11 protein-coding genes are annotated in these 16,427 nt (G+C 66.7%); 7 read left to right on the top strand and 4 right to left on the bottom strand.

What is annotated here, in order from left to right:
- Positions 1–217: 217 nt before the first annotated feature.
- From NNZ72_RS04080 to NNZ72_RS04065, 4 genes are all read right to left on the bottom strand, one after another.
- Positions 218–3,295, bottom strand: a complete 3,078-nt coding sequence (locus NNZ72_RS04080) for a calcium-binding protein (RefSeq protein WP_257313095.1) — start codon at positions 3,293–3,295, stop codon at positions 218–220.
- Positions 3,296–3,433: 138 nt separating this feature from the next.
- Positions 3,434–4,135, bottom strand: a complete 702-nt coding sequence (locus tag NNZ72_RS04075; RefSeq protein ID WP_257313092.1) for a response regulator — start codon at positions 4,133–4,135, stop codon at positions 3,434–3,436.
- Entirely contained in the window at positions 4,132–6,243 is a 2,112-nt protein-coding gene (locus tag NNZ72_RS04070) for a sensor histidine kinase (RefSeq protein WP_257313090.1), read from the bottom strand. Before NNZ72_RS04070 ends, NNZ72_RS04075 begins: the two co-directional genes overlap by 4 nt.
- Positions 6,244–6,707: 464 nt before the next feature.
- On the bottom strand, positions 6,708–7,370 hold the full coding sequence (locus tag NNZ72_RS04065) for a GntR family transcriptional regulator (RefSeq protein WP_257313087.1): 663 nt from the start codon (positions 7,368–7,370) through the stop codon (positions 6,708–6,710).
- 265 nt (positions 7,371–7,635) lie between these two features.
- Here NNZ72_RS04065 and NNZ72_RS04060 point away from each other — a divergent pair, with 265 nt between their 5' ends.
- From NNZ72_RS04060 to NNZ72_RS04030, 7 genes are all read left to right on the top strand, one after another.
- Positions 7,636–9,069, top strand: coding sequence for an aldehyde dehydrogenase (locus NNZ72_RS04060; protein WP_257313084.1), 1,434 nt, complete (start codon positions 7,636–7,638; stop codon positions 9,067–9,069).
- Between the two features lie 14 nt (positions 9,070–9,083).
- Entirely contained in the window at positions 9,084–9,992 is a 909-nt protein-coding gene (locus NNZ72_RS04055; RefSeq protein ID WP_306766172.1) for an NAD(P)-dependent oxidoreductase, read from the top strand.
- Positions 9,993–10,644: 652 nt separating this feature from the next.
- Positions 10,645–11,610, top strand: a complete 966-nt coding sequence (locus NNZ72_RS04050; protein WP_257313080.1) for an ABC transporter substrate-binding protein — start codon at positions 10,645–10,647, stop codon at positions 11,608–11,610.
- A gap of 34 nt (positions 11,611–11,644) precedes the next feature.
- Entirely contained in the window at positions 11,645–12,745 is a 1,101-nt protein-coding gene (locus NNZ72_RS04045; RefSeq protein ID WP_257313079.1) for an ABC transporter ATP-binding protein, read from the top strand.
- A complete protein-coding gene (locus NNZ72_RS04040; protein WP_257313076.1) occupies positions 12,742–13,653 on the top strand; it encodes an ABC transporter permease in 912 nt (303 codons plus the stop codon). The genes NNZ72_RS04045 and NNZ72_RS04040 overlap by 4 nt, the downstream gene beginning before the upstream one ends.
- Positions 13,646–14,449, top strand: coding sequence for an ABC transporter permease (locus NNZ72_RS04035; RefSeq protein ID WP_257313073.1), 804 nt, complete (start codon positions 13,646–13,648; stop codon positions 14,447–14,449). The genes NNZ72_RS04040 and NNZ72_RS04035 overlap by 8 nt, the downstream gene beginning before the upstream one ends.
- A gap of 30 nt (positions 14,450–14,479) precedes the next feature.
- Positions 14,480–16,117: a GMC family oxidoreductase gene (locus tag NNZ72_RS04030; RefSeq protein WP_257313071.1), complete on the top strand. Its 1,638-nt coding sequence runs from the start codon at positions 14,480–14,482 to the stop codon at positions 16,115–16,117.
- The last annotated feature ends 310 nt before the right edge of the window (positions 16,118–16,427 follow it).

Below are 16,427 nucleotides of genomic sequence, written 5' to 3'. Positions count from 1 at the left end.
CCTCAACGCAAGAATGAGAGACCATCTCACAAAAACGCTTGCGGCCTAACACCGTTGCTTTTTTATCCGTCCGTAAACCCCGGTCGCTCGGGTGGCCGATAGGCCGGGAGACAGCAGGATGAGGGGGAATGTCCCGCGCCCGAAGGCCGTTTCATCCCCCTCATCCGCCCCTCTTGAGCCGTCCTCCCTGGCGGAGAGGACGGGCCCCAGCCTTCGCTCAAAGGAAGTCGAAGTCGCCGGCGGAGAGCTTGGTCACGCCCTGCAGCGTGGCGATCAGCTCCTTGTCGGCGTTGTCGCCCTTGCCGTCGGCATCATACCAGAGACGGCCGTTGTCGGTCTCGAACAGGAAGACCGGCTTGGTGCTCCTGGCCGCCGGGTCCGCGCCGGTGACGAGGTTGACCGTCTTGTTCATGCCGAAGCTGTAGCCGCTGATGGCGAGCTTGTCCGTACCGCGGGTGAAATCGGTGATGACGTCGCCGTCGCCGCCGCGGCTGGCGGAATCGAAGACGAACCTGTCCCTGCCCGCCCCGCCCGTCAGCCAGTCGTCGCCGCCGCCGCCGATCAGGACGTCGTTGCCGCCGCGGCCCTGCAGCACGTCGTCGCCGTAGCCGCCGTCCAGCCGGTTGGCCGCCGAATTGCCGCGGATGTCGTCGTCGAGATAGGAGCCGATGATGGTCTCGATGTTGCGGATCTCCAGTCCCTTGGCGCTGCCGCCGTTGTTCGACTGCTTCTCCAGGTCGACGATGGCCGAGAGGGCGCCGGTGGAGAAGAACAGCGTGTCGGTGCCGGTGCCGCCGTCGAAGAGGTCCTTGCCGCCGGCGGCGTTCCTGTAGAAATAGTCGTCGCCGTGCCCGCCGTAGAGCTTGTCGCTGCCCGCGCCGTCGGTCAGCCGGTCGTTGCCCCTGCCGCCCTTCAGCGTGTCGTTGCCGAGCCCGCCATCGATGTAGTCGTCGCTGCCCGAGCCGGTGACGATGTCCTTGCCCTGGCTGCCCATGTAGCCGAGCGACTCGAAATTCTTGTAGACGGTCTTCGAGTCGAGCTTGATCGTCTTGGAGAAGGTCAGCGTGTAGCTCTTCTTCTGCTCCGCCAGCATCACCCAGAGGGCATCCTTGCCGCTGCCGCCGTTGGCGTTGTCGCCGAGGCCGGCATAGACGGTGTCGTTGCCCGCGCCGGCGTCGATCACGTCGCGGCTCTTGTTGAAGAAGTAGCTGTCGCCGTAGATCGTGTCGTTGCCGTTGCCGCCGTAGAGCCTGTCGTTGCCGCCATCGCCGGAGATGAAGTCGTGGCCGTCGCCGCCCTTCAGCGTATCCGCGCCCTCGCCGCCGCGCAGCGTGTCGTCGTGCCTGCCGCCGGTGAAGGTATCGCCGCCCGTGCCGCCGGTGATGTCGATGATCTCGAAGCCCTTCAGCGTCACCGACGCATTCGTCACGGAGGCGCTGGACGAGAGGACGAAGGTGAGGTTCTTCGTGAAGCTGCCGAGGTTGATGCGCGCCGTGTCCGTGCCAGCGCCGCCCTGGGCGTTCAGCGTCTCGCCGGCGCGCAGGAAGGCGCCCAGCATGTCGTTGCCGCTGCCGAGGTCGACGGTGTTGTCCATCACGATTGCGCCGTAGCTGTAGCTCTGGAGATGGACCTCGTCGTTGCCGACGCCCGTCAAGATCGTGTTGCGGCCGCCGTTGTCGACGACGCGGTCGTTGCCCGCGCCGGCGTCGATCACGTCGTCGCCGTAGCCGCCGTCGATGTCGTCGTCGCCGCCATGGCCGGTGAGCGTGTCGTTGCCGTCGCCGCCCGAAAGCCGGTCGTTGCCGCCGGTGCCGAGGAGCCTGTCGTTGCCGCCGTTGCCGTAGAAGGCGACGGATTGCGCCGAACCCACCGCTTCCACCACGTCGTCGCCGCCGCCGAAGCTGACGGAGAAGGTTTCGAAACCGGTGAACGCGCTGCCGTCCGACAGCGTCGCGTTGTTGCCGGTCACGCGGAAGGCCAGCGCGTCGGTGCCGTCGCGGATCACGGTCAGCCTGTCCGTCCCCGCGCCGCCGTCGGCGGTGTCCGCGCCGCCCGCACCGAGCAGCACGTGGTCGTTGCCCGCGCCGCCCTCCGCATGGTCGACGCCGCGCCCGGCGTCGAGCTCGTCGTTGCCCGCGCCGCCCTTCAGCGTGTCGTTGCCGTCATAGCTAGAGACGATGTCGTCGCCCGCGCCGGTGACGATGACGTTGTCGCCGCCGCCGGAGGCCTTGATGGTGAAATGCTCGATGCCCTTGTAAGTGGTGCCGTCGGAGAGCGTGCCGGTGGCGCTCGCCGCCGCGGCGGTGAAGTTGCCGGTCAGGCCCTCGACGACGAGCCGGTCGCTGCCGCTCGAATCGACGATCCTGTCCTTGCCGGCGAGCGTGCCGACGCGGTGGATATAGGTGTCGTTGCCGCTGCCGCCTTCCAGCACGTCGTTGCCGTCGCCGCCCTCGAGCGTGTCGTGGCCGGCGCCGCCGTAGAGCCTGTCGCTGCCGGCGCCGCCGTTCAGCGTGTCGTTGCCGGCATCGCCGGAAAGGGTGTCGTCGCCCTCGTTGCCAGAGAGCGCGTCGTCGTCCGCGCCGCCGTAGAGCCTGTCGTTGCCGGCACCGCCGCTCAGCGTGTCCCGGCCTGCGTCGCCGTGGAGCGTATCGTTGCCCGTGCCGCCCATCAGGTAGTCGGTGCCCGTCCCGCCCCTGAGCGTATCGTTGCCCGCGCCGCCGTCCAGCCAGTCCTGGCCGCGGCCGCCGGAGAGCGTGTCGTTGCCGGCGCCGCCGGAGAAGGTGTCGTTGTAGTGGCCGCCGGTGATGGTGTCGGCCCTGGCGGTGCCGGTGATGGTGAAGGCCTCGACGTTGACGACCTTGAAGCCGCCCGTGAAGGACGCGGTCTTGATCCAGTCGCCGATCTTGATCCTGAGGCCGGCCTTGTAGGCCGAATAGTCGACCACCAGCGTATCGATGCCCGAGCCGCCGTTGACGATGTCGCCGACGGCCTGCGCGGCAGTGCCGACGACGAGCCGGTCGCGGCCGGAGCCTCCGTAGAGCCTGTCCTTGCCCGCGCCGCCCGTCAGCGTGTCGTCGCCGGAGCGGCCGTAGAGCGCGTCGTTGCCGTTGCCGCCGTCGAGCTGGTCGGCCTGGAACGAACCGTCGATGATGTCCTTGCCGTCGCCGCCGTCCACGTAATCGTAACCGAGGCGTCCATAGATGCGGTCGTTGCCCGCATAGCCGCGGATCATGTCGAAGATTTCGTTCGTGCCGAAGAGTTTGTCGCTATTCTTCGTGCCTTGTATCGTGGCCATGATCAGCTCCGGATGGCGTGTCGGGGTATGACGAGGAGACGGATCGGGAGGATCGACTCAGGCCCCCGCGCGTCCGGAAACCTTATCGATGAATTCCTCCCGGCCCGGTATCCCCCGAACGGGTGAGGAGCGGGCGCTTCAGCCGTCGCCCCGGTCGCGGAGCAGCCCGCGCCGGTCGGCCTCCAGCGCGGCCTCGGCGCGGCTGGAGATGCGCAGCTTGCGGTAGATCGCCTTGATGTGGGTGGCGCAGGTGTTGCGCGCCATGCCGAGGGCCGCTGCGATGTCGACCGCCGTCAGCCCCTTGCCGAGCAGCGACAGCACCTCCTGCTCGCGCCGGGTCAGCGCCTCGGCGGGCTCCCCGTCCTCCGCCTTCGCGGACAGGCGGGGCATGGCGCGGAAATGCGCGATCATCCGGTGGGCGATCTGCGGCGAGAGCGGCGGCTCGCCGGCGTCGATGCGGCGCAGCTGCTCGATGAGGCTCGCCATGGTCGCGCTCTTGAGGATGTAGCCCTTCGCGCCGGCGGCCAGCGCATCGAACAGCGTGCGGTCGTTGTCGAAGATGGTGATGACGACGGGCATGGTCTCCGGCAGGGCGTCGGCGATGGCGCGGATGATCTCGACGCCGTCGCCGTCCGGCAGGCCGATATCGACCAGCGCCAGATCGAAGGCGCGGCGCTCCGGGCCGAACAGCAGCCGGCGCGCCTCGCCGGCCGTCGCGACGCCGGAGGCCGAAAGGCCGGCGAAGGCGGCCTGCAGGGCGCGGCAGATGCCCGTTCGCACCTCGCGATTGTCCTCCACCACCAGCACCGAACGGCCGGCGAGGCTGTGCGTCTCGTTCATGGCGGAGGCTCCGTGACGGGGAATTCGAGGCGGACGGAATGGATGCCGCCGCCGTCGTCGACGGCAAGTTTTCCGCCGAGCGCGCGGGCGCGGGCCTGCATGTTGGCCGAGCCGTGGTGGCGCAGGCCCGGCTCTGCGGCGGGCTTTCCGGCCGGCGCGCGGGCATTGGAGACGCTGTGCGTCAGCCGGCCGCCTGCAAGCGCGGAACGCACCGCGATCTCGCCCGGCACGCCGTGCGCCAGCGCGTTGGAGAGCGCCTCGCGGTGGATGGCGTGGAAATTGCGGTGGAGCGTATAGGGCAGCACGATCTCGCTGTCGTCGGCGGCCGGGTCGAGCGGCCAGGAGAGCGAGAAGCCATGCAGCTCCGCCCGTATCCGGCTTTCATGGCGCATCTGGGCGATGAGGCTCGAAAGCGTCACGTCGCGGCCGGCGAGCCCGCTGGCGATCTGGCGGATGTCGGAGAGCGCGTCGACGATGCATTCGTGCCGGCGGTCGGGATCGGCGGCGTGCAGGCCGGACAGCAGCGTCGCGCCCACCTCGTCGTGCAGGTCGCGGGCGATGCGGCTGCGCTCCTCGGCCACGCCGCGGTCGTAGGAGGCGCGGTCGGCGATGGTCGTCTCCACCAGCCGGGCGAGCTCGCCGGCCAGCGCCGCGTCACGCGGGTTGAACAGCCGCCGGCCCTCCTCGGCGAAGCGCAGCTCCGCGGCCGGCAGGCCCGCGAAGGCGGGGATCGCGAGGCCCTCGCCGTCGGAAAGCAGCTCCGGCCGCTCGGCCCCCGTCTCCCGCCGCTCGACATGCATCGGCCGGAAGGTCGCCTTCAGCGTTCCGATCCAGGCATCGGCGCGGGCCGCCGCCGTCGGCTGCAGGCCGACCGAGACGGTGCGGCGGTAGAGGTCGGCGATGTCGGGCGTGCCGCTGCGGAAGAGCTTCTCGAACAGAAAGTCGCGCAGCGGCAGGTAGGCGATGCCGGCCATCGCCACGGCGATGGCGAGCGATGCGGTCGGGGTGAGCCTGAACAGCATCACCAGCGCCGCGTCGCAGGCGAAGAGCAGCGCGAGCATGGCGGTGTAGAGCAGCACGCGATAGGCCCAGCGGCCGAGATCGAACAGGCGGAAGCGGGCGATGGCGAGCGCCGTGCCGATATAGATCGCGGCGAGCGGGATGAAGCCCAGCGCCTGGGTGATCAGCCCCTCGGAGCCGAGCGCGACCGGCAGCGCGACGAAGACGACGAAGACGCCCGCGCCGATGATCACCGACAGGCCGAGCCAGAGCAGCACCGCGCGTCCCGCCGGATCGCGCCGCGTCGCCCGGTACTGCGCCGCCACCAGCGCGACGATCGCCACCAGCATGAGGACGATGACGGTCTGCGCGGCGACGAGCCCGTGCGGGGCCCATTGCAGCCGGTAGAGCACGAGACAGGCGAGGCTCGCCGCCGGCACGGGCCACAGCCGCGCCGGCCGCACGACCGCCGTCGGATAGATCGCGAAGAGATAGATGGTCGCGACGCCGAAGAGGAAGGTGGAGAACTGGTTGACGATGGAGAGCGCCGTGAACAGCGCCGGGTCGAGGCCGAGATGGCGCGTGCTGTAGATCGCCGCCGAGAAGGCCGCGCCCGCGACGCCGAACCCCGCGGTGGCGAAGGCGACGACCGGCGGATGGGCTGGCCTCAGCGCCACGAAGAAGGCGGCGATGGTGGCCGTGAGGAAGCCTGCGGCGAGCTGCACCCAGAAGGCGGCGGGCAGCGAGTCGAGGGCGCGCGACGGCTGGACGGCGACGGGCACGACGTGCTCGCCCCCGTCATCCGCAAGAAGGGCGGCGAGGCGGGGACCGGTCATGAGCGCGGTGATCGCGCCCTGCCGTTCGAGGAAGCGGTCGAAGGCCGCGTAGCCCGGAAGCATGTCCGGTTCCTCGATGAAATCCGCCGGCTCCAGCCGGATCGCCGTCCCGGGCGCCGCGCCGGCCCCGAGCAGGCCGCGAAGCTCGCCCGCCCGGCCGTCGATCTCGGCGAGGATGCGGCCCTCGGCATCGACGCCGCGCAGGACGATGTCGCTCGCAGGCCGGCTCAGCGCGCCGTAGAGCACGAAAAGGCACGTGCCCGCGATCAGCAACAGGAAGACCAGAAGACGAAACAGCGGGGCGCGAAAATGCAAGGTCCGGAACCGTGGCAATGCTGCGATGGAATCGAAGTATAGCGCACAAGGCTTCCACGCAAGGCGGGACGTGAGGCATTGCATGCCAAATTTCCGGGCCTCGAAGCCTCGGTCCGCCGGACATGGCTGGAACAGGCGCGTTTGTATATGTTGGCGATATTGGCGGCGATTACTATTGGAAAGCGACCTGGGATCGACTTCCCGTCCGATCCGGGAGAGTTTCGGGTTTCAAACTTGCCGGGAGTGATGTTACCCACCGATGAATGGAGTCTATCTCTGCTGGAATCCTCCTTCCATGCAGTAAAAATCGAACCTCTCAAAAATGCCGAGGACAGGAAATTCTACCGCCCTGACGAGGGGTTGGACCTCACGTTGATCCCGTTCAACTCCCCTCCGGCAAGCCACGCCTGCGACTGCTGCACCTAACCGGGCCGGCAATACTTTGCTTCGTAGAACGCCCTCGCGGGGTTCATGTGCGCCACGCAAAGGAACGCCAGTTTCTCCAGGTCGCCGGCCTCGATAGCCTCGATCATGGCCAGGTGCTCGTCGCGAGCCTTCTCCGGCAGGCCGGGAACGCCGAGGCCGTGGGAACGGATGCCGTGGGTTTTCGCGTTTGACAGATCGATGGCCTCAACGAGGTAGGAATTGCCCGTGCCCTCGAAAAGCCTGCGGTGAAATTGGCTGTTGGCGGCGAAAATCTCGCCCAGGTCGCCGCCCGCGACCGCCTTCGCGTGCTGCTCCTGCGCGGTGCGCAAGGCGTCGAGCCATGACGGATCGGCAGGCAGCCTCATGCGCCGGGCCGCGGCGTCGTGAAGGATCGCGCGCAATTCGTAGAGCGCAGCGACTTCCTCGCGGGAGAAGTGGCGCACGACGGCACCCCTGTTGGGATGTCTCTCGACGATTCCGCGCCGTTCGAGCTCCTGCAGGGCGGCACGCACGATGTGGCGCTTGGTATCGAAGCGCAGGATGAACTCGTCTTCGTAGAGGCGCTGCCGCGGCAGGAAGCTTCCGAAAATGATGTCCCGCTCGAGCTCGCCGACGACCAGCGAGACGGCTTCTGCCGTGGTGGTTCCGTGAACGCTCATGGGGTCACCGTACGATTATCGATAATCTTCGCGGCATGCATGTCATCCTGAAGGGCGACGCGATCGGCGCCCCGAAAGAACTTGCGGGGGTTCACGGCGCTCATATAGTCCGCCCAGCCTGAGCCGGCAAATGGAGCCGGCTTCGCGGCCCTTGGGCACCGGCGCAAGGGTCCGGATCAACCGTATGGACCTCGCCGCGGTCGGCCAGACCCGGCACAGCCGTACACCGTCGCGAGACGATTTCCAAGGACATGGGCCTGGCCGCATGAACACGCATACCACCCCCGACATGCTGGTGAGCATAGACCCTTCCAATGGCGAGGAAGCCGGCCGCGTGCCGATCACCACGATCGACGAGCTCGACGCCGTGGTGGCGCGCGCCCGGCATGCCTATCGCACATCCGGCTGGAAGGATTTGCTTCCGCACAGCCGTTCCGCGGTGCTGCGCGCCATTGCCGACGGCCTCGAGGCTGAGAAGGAGGCGCTCGCCACGCTGCAGATGAGGGACAACGGCAAGCCGCTTTCGGAGTGCCGCAGCATGGTGGACTATGCTGTCGGCGCCTTCCATTACTACGCCTCGGTCTGCGAGACGCTGGAAACGGACGTCACCCCGCGCCGCGGAGATTACGTTTCGCTGACGGTCCTGGAACCTCACGGCGTCGTCGCGGCGATCACGCCGTGGAATTCGCCGATCATGAACGACACCACGAAGGTGGCGCCCGCGCTGGCGGCCGGGAATGCCGTCATCCTCAAGCCATCGGAGGATTCGCCGCTTCTGGCGCCGGAGCTCCTGCGCATCGCGCTGGCGGCCGGCTTGCCGCGGGACATGCTGCAGGTCGTCCAGGGGCGCGGCGCGATCGGCGCGGCGCTGGTCTCCCATCCCGGCGTGCGCATGATCTCGTTCACCGGGGGGACCTCGACGGGGCGGGCGATCGGCAGCATGGCCGGCAGCCGCCTGATACCGGCAGCGCTGGAGCTGGGCGGAAAGTCGCCCCATATCGTCTTCGCCGACGCCGACCGAAAACACGCGGTCGCGGCCGTCGCCGCGGGCATCTTCGGCTCGTCGGGCCAGTCCTGCGTCGCCGGGTCGCGGCTGTTCATCGAGGAAAACATCTATGACGAGGTGCTTGCGCAGGTGGTCGAGCGCGCCAGACGCATAGTCGTCGCCGCGCCCGACGCGCCGGGCGTCGAGGTCGGTCCGCTGGCGTCGTTTCATCACCGCGACCGGGTCCACGCCTTTGTCGAACGCGCGCGCGCCGAAGGCGGTCGCGTCCTGTGCGGCGGCAGGGCTCCCGAAGGCGAGCAATACGCGAAGGGCGCATATTATCTGCCGACGGTCATCGACGGATTGCCCGCCGATTCCCGGACCTGCCAGCAGGAGGCCTTCGGTCCGGTCCTCGTCGCCATCCCGTTCCGGGACGAGGCGGACCTGATCGAAAAAGCCAACGGCACGCCCTTCGGCCTCGCCTGCGGCATCTGGACGGAGAACTTCAAGAAGGCATGGCGCATCGGCCGCGCGCTCGATGCCGGTTCCGTCTGGGTCAACACATACAAGCAATCCGTGACCACAACCCCCTTCGGCGGCTTCAAGGACAGCGGTCTCGGCCGCGAGAAGGGCATCGACGGCCTGCGGCTCTATTGCCAGGTCAAGAGCATGTTCTTCGGCCTGCACGAGAAGCCGCTGCCGATTGCCAAGTAACCTCGTTTCCGGTGATGAACACAATGAGACCAAACGAAAAAGTCGCCCTTTACGGGTTGGGCAACATGGGCTTTCCGATCGCCAGACGGATTGCCGGCGCGTTTCCGCTGCAGGTAGCCGACCTGAACAGGGACATGGTGGACCGGGCCGTCGCGGAGTTCTCGGCCGTCGCCATCGGCAGCCCCGAGGAGCTGGCCGAGACCCGGATCGTCGTGCTCTCGCTGCCCAGTCCCGCAGCCTCCGCCGGCGTGCTGAAGCAGATCGCTCCGCATCTGCCGAGGGGCAGCGTCGTGGTGGAAACCAGCACGGTCAATCCGGCGGACATAGCGGCGGCGAGCAGGCTGCTGCTGCCCCACGGCATCGCACTGGTCGATGCGTCCGTCATGGCCGGCGTCAGCCAGATGGAGACCGGCACGGCGATGCTGCTGATCGGCGGCGAGGAAGAGCATATCGAGGCGGTCAGGCCGGTGCTTAACGCCATTTCCGACAGGCTGATCACGTTCGGGCCGCTCGGAACCGGTGCCGCCGCCAAGGTGATCAACAACGCCGTCGCCCATGCCGTGATGGTCGTCGTCGCCGAGGCGGGTGCCATGGCCACCGCCACCGGCGTCGACATCCAGAAGCTCGTCGGCCTTCTGTCCGACGTGCAGATGGGCCTGCACCGTCCCCTGACCTTCCGCTACGCGCAACGCATCCTCAAGGGGGATTATGCGGGCGGCATGCCCCTCGATGCGGCGCGCAAGGATTCGGTGCTCGCGCTCGCGCTGGCGCAGGACTGCGGCGTGCCGCTGTTTGCGATCCAGGCGTCGCAGACCGTCTACGACATCGCCGCCGCATCCGGATATGGCCGCGAGGACTATGCCGCGATTGCCAAGATATGGAGCGACTGGGGCGTGCCGGCCTGCCCCGCCGCCTCGGGTTGAGCTTTCCCGCCATGCCGGCCGCGCATTGCCCGGCCATCGGCGGGGGAACGCGCAGGATCGTCCCGGCGCGCCTGCGCGGGACGTCACGGAGGCCTTTCAGCCATGGACGCGATGCACGTCTGCGCCGCGCTTCAGTGGCTTCTTGTACCTATTAAAACAACACATGTTGAAATTTCATTTGATGCCGTGATCACGCTACGTGCCTTGCGTCGTGTCGTAGATAACGCCGCGATACCGGGCCGAAGATAGGAGGAAAATCTATATAAAACACGATCTTATTGGCGAAATCACTGCTTGTGCAATTCTTGATCCAGCAGGACCGCGCTGAAGGGAGCGAGAATCGCGCCCGATCACACCCATTTCACCGCAAAATTGCAATTTCGGCGTAATTCAGCGCGTTTTAGCGCAGTAGTCGGGGCCTTACGACGGCCACGCCTGCTGCTCGGACCGGAAACAGCGACCAAAAGATCGGCTTGACAAGCCAGGCATGACCCGGTTTACTTAAATGGTACAAACGTTGTCCATATAACAAATACCAACGGCCTTGACATCGAAAGGGGAACACATGGCTTTCACGAAGAAGATTATGCCGGCACTCGCGGCTGTGGCGTGCCTTGGCGTCTCACCGGCTCTTGCCGAAGGAACCGTCACCGTGCTTTCTCCCGGCGGCACGGTTTTCGCCGGCGGCAAGGCGGCGCTGTGGGGGCCCGCCGGCGAGGCTCTCGGCATCGCGGTGAAGGAGGAGACGACCGACGAGGGCCTTCCGGCGGTGCGCCTGCAGGTCGGCGCCGGGAACGTGACGGCCGACATCGTCTTCCTCGCCGATTACGAAGGCGAACTCGGCGGCCGCGAGGGCATCCTCGAGCCCCTCGACTACTCGGTCATCGACAGGTCGAAGTTCCTGCCCGGCACGACCTCGGACTATTGCGTCGGCGTCTACGGCTACGCGACGGTCATGGCGTGGAACACCAAGACCTACTCCGGCGAACAGCCGAAGACCTGGCAGGACTTCTTCGACGTCGAGAAGTTCCCCGGTCGTCGCGCGATGCGCTCCAACGCCGAGACGCAGATCGAGGCCGCCCTGCTCGGCGACGGTGTCCCCGCCGCCGAACTCTACGACGTCATGGCGACGGACGAGGGCCTGGAGCGCGCCCTGAACAAGATCCGCGCGCTGAAGCCGCATATCGCCGTCTGGTGGTCGTCGGGCGCGCAACATGGCCAGTTCATGAAGGACGGCGAGATCGACATGACCACGGGCTGGAACGGCCGCTTCGAATTCGCCCGCAAGGAAGGCGGCGCCGTCGACTACACCTTCAACCAGGGCATCCTGGCGACGGATTGCCTTGCCGTTCCGAAGGGTGCGCCGAACAAGGATCTGGCGATGAAGATGATCGCGGAGATGTCCAATGCGCGCTCGCAGGCGGAGATGAGCAAGTACACCAACTACGGTCCTGTCATCCCCGAGGCCTTCTCGATCGGCGTCATCGATTCCGAGGCGGCGAAGGTCCTGCCGACCAACCCCGAATACTCGGACGGTCTCATCATTCAGAACATCGGCTGGTGGCTGGACAACAACGACAGGGTCAAGGCTATGTATGAGGACATGATGACCGAGTGATTTCCGGGCGCAGTCGAGACAGGATACATCCAATATGGCCTTAGCATTCAACGGAGCGCGCCCATCGGGCGCGCTTGCCGGACACGCCGATACCGGCGCCGACATCGACATCTCGGGTTTGACCAAGACCTATGGGGATTTCACCGCCCTGCGGAACGTCGACCTGTCGATGCGGCCCGGTGAATTCGTGGCCGTGCTTGGCTCGTCCGGCTCGGGCAAGAGCACGCTCCTGATGGCGCTGGCGGGCTTCATCCAGCCCGACAGCGGATCGATCCGCGTGCGCGGCCGGGAGGTTCTCGGAGACCCGGCCAACAGGCGGGGATTCGGCGTGGTCTTCCAGAACTACGCCCTTTTCCCGCACATGACCGTCTTCGAGAATGTCAGTTTTCCGCTCAGGCTGCGCAAGATAGCGAGGTCCGAGGTTGCGCGCCGCACCGAACAGGTGCTGGAAACCGTCAAGCTCGGCGGCTACGGCGACCGCCCGATCGCAGCGCTTTCCGGCGGGCAGCGGCAACGCGTCGCTCTCGCCCGCGCCATCGTCTATGAGCCGCAGGTGTTGTTGATGGACGAGCCCCTGTCCGCGCTCGACAAGTCGCTGCGCGAGGAGATGCAGATCGAAATCCGCGAGCTGCACGAGAAGCTTCACATCACGACGCTCTACGTCACCCACGACCAGCGCGAAGCGCTTACGATGGCGGACCGCATCGCCGTCATGAGCAAGGGCGAGATCATGCAGATCGATACGCCCGAACGCATCTATCGCGAGCCCTCCAGCGAGTTCGTCGCCCGGTTCCTCGGCGAGGCCGTCGTCTTCAGCCGCGGCGATGCCGGGCGCGCTTTCTCGAACCTGCCGCCCGCACCGGCCGCGAACCTCGACCTGGTCATGATCCGGGGAGAGGACTTCCGGCTGGAGCCGGCCGCGCGGGAGCCGTGCAGCCAGACCACGGCGACGGTGGCGGCGGTGGTGTTCCAGGGAGACAGCTGGCTCGCCAGGCTGACCACCGCCGGCGGACTGCCGTTCGACGTGCGCATACAGCGCGCGGACTCGCGGCGCGTCGCCTCCCTCACCGGCGGCGCGGAGGTGACGCTGTATGTCCGGCACGAGGACATCCATTTCCTGCGGGTGGATCCATGAGCGCCTCGGCGACATCGGCCGGTACCGTGCCGGCTCGGGGCGAGGGGAGGCTGACCGGGATCTTCGGGCCGTCCCTCCGGCCGTATCTCGGCCTGATGCCGGGCCTCGCGATCGTCTTCCTCTGCGTCGCGCTACCCTGCCTGTGGCTGCTGTACCTCTCCTCCTTCGACGATGCGGGCCGGCTCAGCGCCGTCAACTACGAGCGCCTGATCGACCAGGTCAGCTATCGCCGTATATTCGTGACGACCTTTCTGGTCAGCGCGCAGACCGTTATCTGCTGCGTCCTCCTCGGCGTTCCGCTCGCGACGTTCATCGCATCGCTGGGGCGGCGGTCGGCGGCCCTGTTCATCGGCGCCATCCTCTTCCCGCTGTGGACGTCGCTTCTGGTCAGGGCCTATGCATGGCTGGTCATCCTCCAGCGCAACGGCCTCGTCAACAACTGGCTGATGTCCGCGGGCGTCATCGACGAGCCCCTGCCGCTGGCCTTCAACACCTTCTCGACGGTCCTCGGCATGACCCACATCATGCTGCCGATATTCCTGCTCCCGGTCATCGGCGCCATGCGCGACATCGACCGCAGCCTCATCCGGGCGGCTGCCAGCATGGGAGCCTCGCGCACCTATACCTATCGCAAGGTGTTCCTGCCCCTCGCGCTGCCGGGCATCGTCGCGGGCGCGACGCTCGTCTTCGTCATGAGCCTCGGCTTCTATGTCACGCCGGCGATCCTGGGCGGCGGCAACGTTCAGGCCATTTCGATGCGCATCGCACGCAGCCTGTCGACATATTCCAACTTCGGGGCCGCCGCCGCCATCGGCGTCGTGCTGCTCTTGTCGACGTTGGCGCTCCTGGCAGTAAGCCTGCTGATCCGCAGGCTGGCGCAGGGGCGCGCGGGAGGCGGCCATGCTTGACGGATTTGCCCGCAACCGCGCGCTCGCCTGGGCGGGGTGGAGTTTCGCCCTGGCGATGATGTTCTTCCTCATCGCGCCGTCGCTGATCGTCATCCCCATGTCCTTCTCGTCGTCGGAGTACCTGGAGTTCCCGCCGCGCGACTTCTCGATGCGATGGTATGAAGGCTTCTTCGGCTCCCTGGCATGGCTGCAGGCCGCGCGGGCCTCGCTGATCGCCGCCGTCTCCACCGCCGTGCTTTCCGTGCCGGTGGGCACGCTGGCGGCCTACGCGGCGCGGTTGCTGCCGTTGCGCATGAAGATCGTCGTCGGCGCCTTTCTGCTGATGCCCGCGATCGTGCCCTCCATTCTGGTCGCCATCGGCTATTTCTTCGTCCTGGCGCAGATCAATCTCATCGGCACGATGACGGGCCTGGTGCTGGGCCATACCGCTCTCGCCATTCCGGTCGTCTTCGTCATCATGAGCGCGGCCTTCGCCACCTTTGACGCCAATCACGAGCGGGCGGCCGAAAGCTTCGGGGCGGGCCGCCTGACCATCTGGAAGGACGTCATCATTCCGCAGATCAAGGCGCCGCTGTTCGCCTCCGCGCTGCTCGCCTTCGTCACGTCGCTCGACGAGGTCGTCGTGGCGATGTTCATTTCCTCCGGCTCCAACGCAACCCTGCCGAAGGTGATGTTCAGCGCCCTGCGCGACAGGATCGATCCCACGGTCGCGGCGATTTCCACCATGCTGCTTCTCATCGCGATGGTCGCTGTGGTCTCCCTGCTGAAATCGGGGTCCAAGCGGGCAGACGGCTAGCTGCGATACATTCGGAGATCTGGAACGACAATGAACGATGACGAGACAGTCGAAAGCCTCGACGGCGGCCCCTACGATTTCATCGTCGTCGGCGCCGGGTCGGCGGGCAGTGTCCTCGCCGGGCGGCTGAGCGAGAGCGGGCGCCATCGCGTCCTGCTCCTCGAAGCCGGCCCCCGCGACACCAGCCCGTGGATCCACCTGCCTCTCGGATATTCGAAGCTCTATACGGATCCCCGCTATAACTGGATGTACGAGAGCGAGCCCGAGCCCGGCATGAAGGGCCGCAACACCTATCAGCCGCGGGGAAAGGTGCTCGGCGGCTCCAGCTCGATCAACGGCATGATGTATGTGCGCGGCAACCGCCTCGATTTCGACGACTGGGCGGACGCCGGCTGTACGGGGTGGTCCTATGCCGATGTCCTACCCTACTTCATGCGCGCGGAAGACCAGTCGCGTGGCGCGGACGCGTATCACGGCGTCGGCGGCCCGCTCAAGGTATCGGACCAGTCGTTCGACCACGAGCTGCCCAATGCGCTTTGCGCAGCCGCCCTGGAGGCCGGGCTCGAGGCCAATCCGGACTTCAACGGGGAACGGCAGGACGGCTTCGGCTACTACCAGATGAACGTCCACAAGGGGCGGCGCTGGAGCGCCGCGCGCGGCTATCTCGCTCCCGCCCGCAAGCGCCCGAATCTCCGGGTCGTCACGTCCGCGACGGCCGAGGCGCTCGTCGTCTCGGACGGCGTGGTTCGCGGCGTGAAATTCAGGACCGGGGGCAGGTCGCTCGTTGCGGAGGCGCGGGAAACAATCGTCTCGGCCGGAACGATCGCCTCGCCGCAGCTGCTGATGCTCTCCGGCATCGGCCCCGCGCGGCATCTCGCCGAGCATGGCATCGCCTGCCGCGTCGACAATCCGAATGTCGGCCGGAACCTGCAGGACCACACGAACGTCCAGCTCATGTTCCGATGCAGCAGGCCGGTCACCATCAACGATCTGGCCAACAGCTTCGTCCGCAAGATGTTCGCCGCCCTGCGATATGCCGCATTCCGCAAGGGGTTTCTCGCAGAGACCGGCATCTATGTCGGGGGATTTGCGCGCAGCGATCCGGGCATGGACAGGCCGGACGTGCAGATGGCGATGGCGGCATGGAGCGTGGCGGAGCGAACGGCGAAGGGCGCCCGCCAGCACCCCTATTCCGGGTTCAGCCTCAGCCCCGAGCACGTCGCGCCGGAGGCAAGGGGCTCGATCACCCTGCGCTCGGCGGATCCGGGCGCTCACCCGCGGATAAGGTTCAATTTCTTCCAGACCGAGTATGACGTCAGGGCGATGCTCTTCGGCATCCGGCTCGTCCGGCAGATCGTGGCCCAGCCGGCGATTGCGCCGTACATCACGGCGGAGATCCAGCCAGGACGGACGGTCGAAAGCGACGAGGCGCTCATCGAGTTCATCCGCGAGAAGGGCGGTTCGGACATTCATGCGGTGGGGACGTGCCGGATGGGCGTCGACGGTTCGGCGGTCGTGGATCCCCGCCTGAGGGTCGGGGGCATTGGCGGTCTCAGGGTCGTGGATGCATCGATCATGCCCACCGTGGTGCGAGGCAATACCCACGCCGCGACCGTGATGATCGCGGAAAAGGCATCCGACCTGATCCTCGAGGACAACGCCCGCTGACCGGCGGCGTACAGACGGCGCCTTGCGGCCTTCGCGGGTCGGCACCGGCAACGGTTTCACCGTCGGGCGCCGGCTCTGCCCTACCGCAGCCGTATCAACCGGTGGTAAGGTTTTTGATATTTAAACAAAAATATAAGACTTTTGCTGCCTGAACAGGATAATAGCCCGCCGAAGCCTTACAAGCTTTACAGCGGAAGAATGCCTACCATTATCGCATTTACGGCATACTCGTAGTCGCTTGCCGGCCTCCGCACGATGCAGCCGGTCCGAATACAGGCGAAATCAGCAATGTTCATTGACAACAATTATT

The organism is Shinella pollutisoli, from assembly GCF_024609765.1.
Taxonomy (GTDB): domain Bacteria; phylum Pseudomonadota; class Alphaproteobacteria; order Rhizobiales; family Rhizobiaceae; genus Shinella; species Shinella pollutisoli.
The sequence above is the reverse complement of the archived record's forward strand: the minus strand, read 5'-3'. Positions and strand labels throughout refer to the sequence as shown.

Excerpts from the sequence above, each read along its gene's own strand:
- NNZ72_RS04080 (WP_257313095.1), bottom strand. The coding sequence starts at position 3,295 with ATGGCCACGATACAAGGCACGAAGAATAGCGACAAACTCTTCGGCACG.
- NNZ72_RS04075 (WP_257313092.1), bottom strand. The coding sequence starts at position 4,135 with ATGAACGAGACGCACAGCCTCGCCGGCCGTTCGGTGCTGGTGGTGGAG.
- NNZ72_RS04065 (WP_257313087.1), bottom strand. The coding sequence starts at position 7,370 with ATGAGCGTTCACGGAACCACCACGGCAGAAGCCGTCTCGCTGGTCGTC.
- NNZ72_RS04060 (WP_257313084.1), top strand. The coding sequence starts at position 7,636 with ATGAACACGCATACCACCCCCGACATGCTGGTGAGCATAGACCCTTCC.
- NNZ72_RS04055 (WP_306766172.1), top strand. The coding sequence starts at position 9,084 with ATGAACACAATGAGACCAAACGAAAAAGTCGCCCTTTACGGGTTGGGC.
- NNZ72_RS04045 (WP_257313079.1), top strand. The coding sequence starts at position 11,645 with ATGGCCTTAGCATTCAACGGAGCGCGCCCATCGGGCGCGCTTGCCGGA.
- NNZ72_RS04040 (WP_257313076.1), top strand. The coding sequence starts at position 12,742 with ATGAGCGCCTCGGCGACATCGGCCGGTACCGTGCCGGCTCGGGGCGAG.
- NNZ72_RS04035 (WP_257313073.1), top strand. The coding sequence starts at position 13,646 with ATGCTTGACGGATTTGCCCGCAACCGCGCGCTCGCCTGGGCGGGGTGG.
- NNZ72_RS04030 (WP_257313071.1), top strand. The coding sequence starts at position 14,480 with ATGAACGATGACGAGACAGTCGAAAGCCTCGACGGCGGCCCCTACGAT.